At 69.5% G+C, this 888-nt stretch carries 1 protein-coding gene; it reads right to left on the minus strand.

The genetic code is table 11. The features are described 5' to 3' along the window. A partial coding sequence (locus E2E34_RS34720) for a methylmalonyl-CoA mutase family protein (protein ID WP_244316410.1) occupies positions 1-599 on the minus strand: 599 nt, incomplete at its 3' end. Positions 600-888: the final 289 nt, after the last annotated feature.

Genomic DNA, 888 nt, shown 5'->3' on the forward strand with positions numbered 1-888 from the left:
GGGATCTCGGCCTTGCAGTACTTGAAGATGTCCGCGATCAGGCGCAGCGACGGCTTGGGCGGGAAGATGTACGTCCCGCGCGCGATGTACTCCTTCAGCACGTCGTTCTGGATCGTGCCGGTCAGCTGGTCCGCCGGAACACCCTGCTCCTCGCCCACCAGCTGGTACATCAGGAGGAGGAGCGCGGCGGGCGCGTTGATCGTCATGGACGTCGAGACCTTGTCCAGCGGGATGCCGCCGAACAGGACCCGCATGTCGTCGATCGAGTCGATCGCCACGCCGACCTTGCCGACCTCGCCGCCGGCGATCGCCGCGTCGCTGTCGTGGCCCATCTGGGTCGGCAGGTCGAAGGCCACCGACAGTCCCATGGTGCCGTTGGCGATCAGCTGCTTGTACCGGGCGTTGGACTCGGTCGCCGTGCCGAAGCCCGCGTACTGGCGCATCGTCCACGGGCGGCCCGTGTACATCGACGGGTAGACGCCGCGCGTGAAGGGGTACGAGCCGGGCTCGCCCAGCTTCTCGCGGGGGTCCCAGCCCTCCAGGGCGTCCGGACCGTACACCGGCTCAATAGGCAGTCCCGACTCCGACTCGCGCGCCATCTGCTGTGCCTCCCGCTGAACGTACTGGCTGGTAATGAACCGACCCTCGCGACGGACTGTAGCGGCGGGCGTGCGGCCGGTGGAGAGCCGCAGGCTGGGACCTTGCTCACAGCGTCGCTCCTCCCATCATGCGGGGCCCCGGACGACATGCGGGGCGGCGACGGCTTTCGCGGCCGGGCGGAACGGGAATCACTCACGGGAGACGGACGAGACACCGGGGGCGGGAATGGGCTCGAAGCGACGCGGGGGCGGGCGCAGGCGCGCGGCGACGGCATGGACGGTGACGACC

Source organism: Streptomyces albidochromogenes (assembly GCF_005981925.1).
GTDB lineage: Bacteria > Actinomycetota > Actinomycetes > Streptomycetales > Streptomycetaceae > Streptomyces > Streptomyces albidochromogenes.